The following is an 8,101-nucleotide window of genomic DNA, read 5'->3' as shown; positions in this document are numbered from 1 at the left end:
GCTTCGGCCGCCTCAAACACTTCCGCCGCTTCGCCACACGTTATGATCGCCGCACCGTCCACTTCACCGGCTTCGTACATCTCGCCGCCGCCATGATCTGGCTACGCTGAATGTCGATCCGACCTAGCAAACAGCGTCGAATGCTACCTGCGATCGGTGTTTCGACCCAGAGCCGGACATTCGCGGCATTTTCCCTGCCGCCCGACTTCAATCATTCGTTCAGGAGGACAAAACGTGCTCCCCAACGTTTCCGCGCGGATCGGCCGATCGCACTGCACCGAGGGCGGGCTACGCTGATCGCGCGATCTAGCCGGTCCACGCGTCACGCGCCGGCGTCGACGTTGCTGACCGGTGCCGCACGGCCAGGCGCACGGCACCATTGCGTCAATAGCGGATCAGCGCCCCGATGTAGAAGGCGCGCCCATTATCGATCTCCTCGCGCAGCAGGCGGAAGTCCGGGCCGAACAGCCGTTGCGGGCGATAGTCGGTCAGGTTCTTGCCCTGCGCGACGATCGTCCAGTGCCGGCTGAGCTTCACGCGCAGTTGCGCGTCGAACAGATCGCTCGGCGCATAGCGGCGGTCGCCCAGCGGATCGGTGGTCGAGACCGAATAGAGGATCGACGACAGATGATTCCAGGCGCCCTGCACGGTGATCGGGCCGAGCGTGTAGAACAGCTTGGCATTGGCGACGACGTTCGCGCTCTCGAACAGGCCGGACAGGCGGCGCTGAGTGACATTGTCCGAGAGCGTCACGGATGGCGGGGTCGGATCGAGCAGGGTCAGGTTGGCCGAAACACCCAGGTCCGCGAGCGGCCCCGGCAGGAACGGCATCCGTGCGACGACCGCGTTCAGCTCCAGTCCTCGGACGAGAGGGCGACTGGCATTGACCGGGCGTATGCGGGTAACGAGCTGCTGCACGCCGTCGAAGACTTCGCTGGCCTGATTGCGGACGACAAGAATTTCGTCCGCGATGCGCTTCTGGAAGAGAGCGGCCGAAAACAGCGTGTCGCGATTGACGTAATATTCAACGCTGAGGTCCAGATTGTCCGAACGCCGCGGGCGCAGCCCGGGATTGCCGCCGGTGATGCTGACCGACCCGGTCGAACTGTTGACGTTCACCACCTCCCGCGCGGCGAGATCGTCATAGTTCGGCCGACCGATCGTCGTCGCATAGGCCGCGCGCACGCGCAGCGCCGATGTGACGTCCCAGTCCGCCTGCGCCGACGGCAGCCAGTCGCGATAGGCCTGATGCTGCTGCCCATAGATATAGGCTGTGCCGCGCAGGCTGTTCGATCCTGTCGACAGCGCGGTTTCCTCGTATCGCACGCCGCCGGTCAGCCGGACCGGGCCGCGGGCGAAGCGCGCCATGGCATAGGCCGCATAGATGTCTTCGGTCAGGGCGTAATCCGATTGCAGGCTGCCGCCCGCGTTCGTGCTGTTCGCCGCGAAGCTGGCGCCGCTGGCGTCGAATACCGCGCGGGCGACCGCCGGCTCGACCAGCAGCATCTTCTGCCCGCCTCCATTATACGGCGCATAGGTCTCCGGGGCGAGCGCCCCCGATAACATCAGCGTGCTGGCGTTCGTGTTGCGGTAATTGTCGACCTGATAGTCATAGCGCCGGTCGAGAAAGCGGGCATAGGCGCCGGCGGCGACGCCCAACCCCTCATCCTCCATGCCGACGGCAATGTTCGCGCGCGCGGTCAATGCCTGCTCGCGCTGGTCGTCGCTGTTCGTGCCATATTCGAACTGGCGGTAATTGGCGGCTGCGGTGATGAACGCCGGATTGGCGAAGGTGAAATGGGTGAAGCTACCCGGCGCGATGTCGTAGCGATAGGCGAGGTTCGTCGTGTTCGCGATGCGATAGGTCGCAAGCCGCGCGTCCTGACGATAGGTGGCGACGGCAAAGTTCACGCCGAGATCCGCCTTCACCCGGTCGTTCGGCGTCAGCGTGCCGGCAAGGTCGGCATAGCGCATCCGGCGGGTCTGATCGTAATTGACCAGATCGACCTGCGCGTTGGCGCTGGACACCGTGCCGCCCGTCCCCGTCACGTTGCTGTAGCTGCTGTAGCGGTTGTTTGCCGTGGCGGTATTGGCCGCCACCAGGTTCGACTGGCGCTCCTCGTCATTGGTGTGGCGGAAATCGGCGAGTGTCAGCGCCGCCCTGAACCGGTCATGGTCGTCGAACTCGAACTTGCCGAACACGCCATAGCGCTCGCGGACATTGTCGTAATGCAGCCAGCGCCGCCGGTCGGGCGCGACGAAGGCGTTCGACACGTTGTTGGTCGGCGAGACCAGCCGGTTGCCGGTGGCGGGATCGAAATAGAGGTAATTGTCGCTGGCGGAGTTGAGCGAGGCGGAGTCGCGGCGGAAAAAGCTGCCGGAGACCACCACGCCGAACGTGCGATCGGGACCGAAGGTGGTTGAGACGATCGCCTCCGCCTGACCCGAGGGGTTGGCGTGACCGCGGGTGCGCTCGAAATCCCATGTGCCGACATCGAACCGGCCGCCGACAAAGGTGCGGCCGCCACCGTCGAACGCGCTCCGCGTGCGCAGATTGGCGGTGCCGCCGATCGCGTTGGCGTTCATCGCGGCGGTGACCGTCTTGTAGACCTCGACCCAGCTGGCGAGCGAGGAGGGAATGACGTCGAGCGAGACGGTGCGCCGCCCGGTCTCGTTCGCGGGCAAGGTCACCCCATCGATCTGGACGAGATTATAATCGGCGCTGAGGCCGCGGATCGACAGATACTGCGCCTCGCCGCGCGCATTGTTCTGGATCGTCGCGACGCCCGGCACGCGGGTCAATGCCTCGCCCAGCCCGAAGTCCGGCAGTGTGCCGATCTCGTCCGAACTGATCGTGTCGGCGATAACCGGGATGGCGCGCTTCGCCTTGACCTCCCGCACCGCCTGCAACCGCGCGCCCGTGACGACGATGTCGCCATCGCCCGGCTCCTCCACTGCCAGCGCCGTCTGGGCGAACGCCGGCCCCGCGATCGCCGTGGGCAGCAGCAAGGCAGCACACGCTGCAGCGGACATAGTCATCTGAAAACCCTTCCCCGTTCCGATATGCTCCTCTATTATTCACTATAGGTGACATATAGGTGACGGCGCAGAGGTGCGCCTCGGCGAACGAACAAAGGAACGGGATCGATGCGGCTTTTCAGTGCCTTGCTCTTAGCGGCCGGTATGGTGGCGGCGGCGCCCGCGCTTGCGGCCGACCGGCTCTATGCGTGCGGCGACGACCAGATTCGCGAATATCGGGTGAGCGGCGACGCGCCGGTCGAGACGTGGCGCTGGACCGCCGCCGATGCCGCGGACCTGCCCGACGCCTATCGCACCCCGCTGCTGGCGCATATCGACGACTGCAAGCCGGTCGAGGGCGGCAGCGCGATCCTCGTCACCGCCTCGACCGGCGGAGTGGTGCTGATCGACCGCGCGACCGGCAAGGTCCGCTTCCGCGCGACGGCGCCGATGGCCCATTCCGCCGACCTCCTCCCCGGCGGGTATGTCGCGGTGGCGCTGTCGCTCCACGACGAGGGGAACCGGCTCCAGCTCTATCGGGTGGGCCGGAATGAAGCCCCGCTCGCCAGCGTGCCGCTGCCCTCCGGCCATGGTGCGGTATGGGATGCGCGCCGCCGGCGTCTGTTCGCGCTGTCACATGACCTGATCCAGAGCTTCGCGGTGGATGTCCGCGGTCCCACGCCGCGTCTGACCGAGAGCGGTCGCTGGACGCTGCCCGGCCGCCGCGACGGCCATGACCTATCGCCGACGCCCGATGGCGGCTATGTGGTCACGACCGACGACGGCGTGTGGACGTTCGATCCGGCGAGCGGCCGCTTCACGACCCTTGCCGCGCTGAACCTCAAGCTGAGAGTGAAGGCAGTCAGCGTGTCGGCACGGGCGATGGCATGGGTGCAGGCGGAAGAGAGCTGGTGGGCGCATGGTTTCACCCTCGCCGCGCGCGACGGCAGCGCCCCGCGCCGGATCGAAACGCCGGGGCTGAAGCTGTACAAGGTGCGCTGGATCCCGTGACCTGGCGGCGCGCGCGGATCGCCTATTGCATTGCCCATGGCGGCAAGAGCCTGTTGTGGACCGCCAGCGACCTTCTGACGCTCTACCTGCTGGTCACGGTCTACCGCGTCGATCCGATCGTCGCCGGCGCGCTGTTCCTCGCCGGGCTGGCCGCCAATGCGCTGGCCGATCTGGCGGTCGGCCTGTGGCTGGGGCGGCATCCCAGCCATGCCGCGCGAGTGGCGGGCGTCGGACTGGCGCTCGCAGCACTCGCCTTCCCCGCGACGGTGCTGGCGGCGGCCTATGGGCCATGGGCGCTGCTGGCCGCGACGCTCGTCTTCCGCATCGCCTATGCCAGATGCGGCGTGCCGCACAATGCGCTGATGACCCAGCTCGGCGACCTGCCGCATCGCGCGACTTGGCTGGCGCGCGGGCGGACGATCGGCACGGCGCTGGCGTCGCTGCTCGCTGCCCTGGGAGCGAGCGGCAGTGACCGCTTCGCCACCGCCCCGCTGCTCTGGGCGATCGCAGGTGCCGCCCTGCTGATCGGATCGGCGATGATGCCGCTGATCGCCGCGTATCCGCCGGCACAAGACGGTCGGGGCAGCACCGCAGGCCGGGGTGCCTTGCACTGGCTGCTGTGGCGGTTCCTTCTCGCCAACGTCGTCGGCGCCGTGGCGACGGGCGCGCTGGCCAAGGCGGTGCTGCACCTGCCGATGGGCATCATGGCCCCGGCCAATGGCACAACGATCCTGACGCTGCTGATCCTCGGCCGGTCGGCATCGGCCTTCGTCCCGCTCTGCCTGTCCGATTCTCAGCGTGGGTTTGCCATCCTGGCGGCCGTATATGCCTGCTCGGCCTGCATCGCCGCGCTCTTCCTCTTGCAGGCCGGTCCGGCGATGCTGCTGCTGCTCGGCATGGTCATGGGGCTGGGCAACCTCGTCGGCTGGGCGCTGCTGCCGGCGCTGGCCGATGGTCCGCGGGGCTATGGCCTCTATACCATGGCCTCGAAGCTCGCGCTCGGCGCTGCGGGGCTGGCGCTCGCCGGCGGGCTTGGCCGCGTGCCAGTCTTCGCGCCCGGCGCCTTCCCGTTCTTTGCCGCGGCCGTCGCGATCGCCTGCCTTCTGGCCGCGCTGCTCGCCCTGCCGCGCTTGACAGCGGTGCGCGCGCGGGCCTTCCCCGCGCCATGAACGGCATCACCGCGGGTCGCTTTCCGGCCCGCTTCCTCCGCGAGGACGGCCGCCGCACGGCCACCGCCAACGAGCGGGTCGTCATGGACCTGTTGTCGCGCGCCGGCCCGGCGAGCCGCGCCGATCTGGCGCGCGTGACCGGCCTTGCCCCGCATTCGATCACCCGGCTGGTCGAACCGCTGATCGCCCGCGGCTTGCTGACCGAAGCCGTGCCGGTTGCCACCGGCCGCGGCAAGCCGTCGGCCAAATTGTCGCTGGTCGGCGGCGCGGCCTTTGCGGTCGGCCTGTCGGTGATGACCGATGCGGTGTCGCTCGCGCTTCTCGACCTCGCCGGAGGCATTGCGGCGGAGCGGACCGAGCGGCTCGCCGACACCGCCATCCCCGCTGCCTGCGCCCAGATCGGACGGATGATCGATACCGCGGTCGCCGAGTCAGGCTGGGACCGGCAGGCGCTGGTCGGGATTGGCGTGGGCGTGACCGGCTATTTCATCGGCGACGGGGCGCGACTCAACCCGCCACGGCTGCTCGACCCATGGGCGCTCGTGCCGCTCGACACCCTGCTCGCCGGCGCGCTGGGCGAGAAGGTGTGGATCGACAATGATGGCAATGTCGCCGCGATCGGAGAGGCAATGCTCGGCCATGGCCGCGTGGCGCGCGATTTCGCCTATCTCTATTTCTCGGCCGGCTTTGGCGGAGGCGTGATCTCCGCCGGCCGGTCGCTGCGCGGGCGGCACGGCAATGCGGGCGAGTTCGCCTCGATCCTGCCGGGCGACTGGCCCCAGCCCAATCTGGAAGCGCTGCGCCATGCCTTTGCCGAGGCCGGCACGCGCTTCCCGGACCTGCACACGATGCTGTCCGCCTTCGATCCCGATCATCCGGCGGTCGATCGCTGGCTGGAAGCGAGCCTCCCCTCGCTAAACCTCGTCGCCTCGGCGATCTCGGCGACGCTCGATCCGGAGCTGATCGTGCTCGGCGGCCGCCTGCCGGCGTGGCTGGCCGACCGGATCATCGCACGAATTGCCCTCACCAACCCCGAACGCCGCGACCATCACCGCCCCAACGCCCGGGTGGTCGCCTCCCCCATCACCGGCGACGCCGCCGCGATCGGCGCCGCAACCCTGCCCCTGCGTGCAGCATTCTTCGGAGCGGACGAGACATTGGGCGGGTTGGAGTAGCAGCAAAGTACGCTTTCCGTTGATGATGACTCGGGTCTTCAAAAGCATTCACGACGACCCAATCCCGGACGTTCAGCCCACAATTTTCGCTTCTCGAACGCGGTCATTCATTCAGGGTCGAACTGGACCACAGTCGATGACTGCTCACGACCATCCTCAACGTTCGCCCAGCATGAATATGGCGTCAAGATCCCGGCATGAAGGGTGTCTTCAACATCAGCGGCATCGCGCCATGATGGCGTTTTCTGCGAGAAACGAGGTGCCAGCTATTCCGAGGAGGCGAAGCAGTGCGCCGGTTTTGCGACTTCTGTCCTAATGCTGCCGGGCGATTACGGTTTTGGTATGCTCGGGGTGATTAGATGTGGAGGCTTTGAATCGCCATCACGAGGCATGCCCGGCAGAGCAGACGCCGAACAGCCAGGAGCAACGGCGATCTGTCGGTGGCAGGGGGTGACGGCGTCAATAGCGCGCCGCTTCCGCGCGGATTAAAATGCTTCCATACTCATGCGGTAGCGTCGCGTGCCCACGTGCCGCATCGAGACTGAGCCTCTCTGTCTTACACTTGCTTACGGGGAAGCTCGCGGACACTCAACGGAATTGCGACCTCTCACACGTTCCAACCACCTAAATCGGTTAGCAGCTCGCTCGCGCGAGCATCGATCGTCGCCCAGTCTTGCGGCCACGTCGGGTTAAGCGCGCTGCCAGCGAAGACGATATACTCGATCATCCCTTCCGGGGCTCCAGCCCCATTCCTTGGATTGGGCCTGACGCCTCCGAGTGCGCTCGCGAGCGCAATTGACATCTCGCCCAACGGGGCCTTGAACGGGCCGCCGTCTGCAACGATCGCTGCTGTCACGCGCCCATTGGCGAGCGATCGCACCATGGCAAGGTCGCCGTAGCGTCCCGTACCTTTGACGCCGTAGAAGGCGCCTGGAAACACGATGTACGGGATAGTCTCGGCGTTGACGTACGTGCTCGGCGCCGTCGCCGCTCCCGAATTATTGCGGAGCGACGTCTTGCTTACGAAGTAGCCGGCGTAATCGCCCGTCGGCTGCACGTAGGGACGATCGGAATCAGCCGGGTCGACCACTAGGGCGCCGCGCCAGCCGCGATGGGGGTAGCCAGCATTTGCATTGGCATCGATGCCGATGTCTTGTGGATGGTACGCCCGCGGTGATCCATCGGCGTCTAATGTGACGTGCGACGTCCTGAAGCGATACGCGCCCGCGTCGCCGACGTGTTCAATCCGAACTCCTTCATAGTCGAACCAAGGCTTTGATCCGGTCATGGCCGCCGTCCTGCTGGAAGTGCTCGCGAGGGTATTTGCGTGTAGTTTACCGGGACCCGGTGTCCATCAGCCTTAAACTGAAACACGAAATAGGGCGGGATGCATACGCCCCTACGGTCGCCTTGCCCGCCGTTGCGGGCCAGCCATGTAACGTCCGGCATGCCCTCGCCGAATTGGGTGATCCTCGCGCCTTCGCGCTGCTCAGTTAGGTCGAGCGGCGTGTCCCTGGCGACTTTTCGCTGGTCCCTGCGGGTGTCAAACCGGCCTTTGCCGTCTGCGGCTGTGTACCCCATCGGCGCGAGAAAGATATAATGTCGAGTGCGCCGCGCGCCTTGACGCTGCGCACCATCGCCAAGACATCGGCAGCGGTGACCACCTTGAGGTCGATATGCCCGAGCGCTGGAAAGGCATCGCGCCCAAGGCGCAGCCGTTCGGCACGG

6 protein-coding genes and 1 pseudogene are annotated in these 8,101 nt (G+C 66.6%); 4 read left to right on the top strand and 3 right to left on the bottom strand.

Annotated elements, in window-relative coordinates; translation table 11 throughout:
* A pseudogene (locus BACI71_RS17625) lies at positions 1 to 110 on the top strand (IS5-like element ISNeu3 family transposase); the annotation flags it as partial.
* Positions 111 to 384: 274 nt separating this feature from the next.
* Here the strand turns inward: BACI71_RS17625 and BACI71_RS17620 are convergent.
* On the bottom strand, positions 385 to 3,039 hold the full coding sequence (locus BACI71_RS17620) for a TonB-dependent receptor (protein ID WP_159761509.1): 2,655 nt from the start codon (positions 3,037 to 3,039) through the stop codon (positions 385 to 387).
* A 108-nt stretch (positions 3,040 to 3,147) separates the two neighbouring features.
* Between BACI71_RS17620 and BACI71_RS17615 the strand changes: the two genes are divergently transcribed.
* The 3 genes from BACI71_RS17615 to BACI71_RS17605 are packed head-to-tail and all read left to right on the top strand — an operon-like array spanning position 3,148 to position 6,373.
* Positions 3,148 to 4,029 carry a DUF6528 family protein gene (locus BACI71_RS17615; protein ID WP_159761507.1) on the top strand — a complete coding sequence of 294 codons (882 nt, stop codon included), beginning with the start codon at positions 3,148 to 3,150 and terminating at the stop codon, positions 4,027 to 4,029.
* Entirely contained in the window at positions 4,026 to 5,198 is a 1,173-nt protein-coding gene (locus BACI71_RS17610; RefSeq protein ID WP_159761505.1) for a hypothetical protein, read from the top strand. Before BACI71_RS17615 ends, BACI71_RS17610 begins: the two co-directional genes overlap by 4 nt.
* Positions 5,195 to 6,373: an ROK family transcriptional regulator gene (locus tag BACI71_RS17605; protein ID WP_159761503.1), complete on the top strand. Its 1,179-nt coding sequence runs from the start codon at positions 5,195 to 5,197 to the stop codon at positions 6,371 to 6,373. The genes BACI71_RS17610 and BACI71_RS17605 overlap by 4 nt, the downstream gene beginning before the upstream one ends.
* 607 nt (positions 6,374 to 6,980) lie before the next feature.
* Here the strand turns inward: BACI71_RS17605 and BACI71_RS17600 are convergent.
* Positions 6,981 to 7,661: a glycoside hydrolase family 75 protein gene (locus tag BACI71_RS17600; protein WP_159761501.1), complete on the bottom strand. Its 681-nt coding sequence runs from the start codon at positions 7,659 to 7,661 to the stop codon at positions 6,981 to 6,983.
* A 205-nt stretch (positions 7,662 to 7,866) separates the two neighbouring features.
* Positions 7,867 to 8,101: phage integrase central domain-containing protein (locus BACI71_RS18005; protein WP_443018514.1), on the bottom strand; the 235-nt coding region annotated here is incomplete at its 5' end.

The sequence above is a fragment of the Sphingomonas sp. 8AM genome (assembly GCF_902506455.1).
In the GTDB taxonomy this organism is placed as follows: Bacteria; Pseudomonadota; Alphaproteobacteria; order Sphingomonadales; family Sphingomonadaceae; genus Sphingomonas.
Note: the sequence above shows the minus strand (reverse complement) of the source record. Positions and strands in the feature narration are given on the sequence as shown.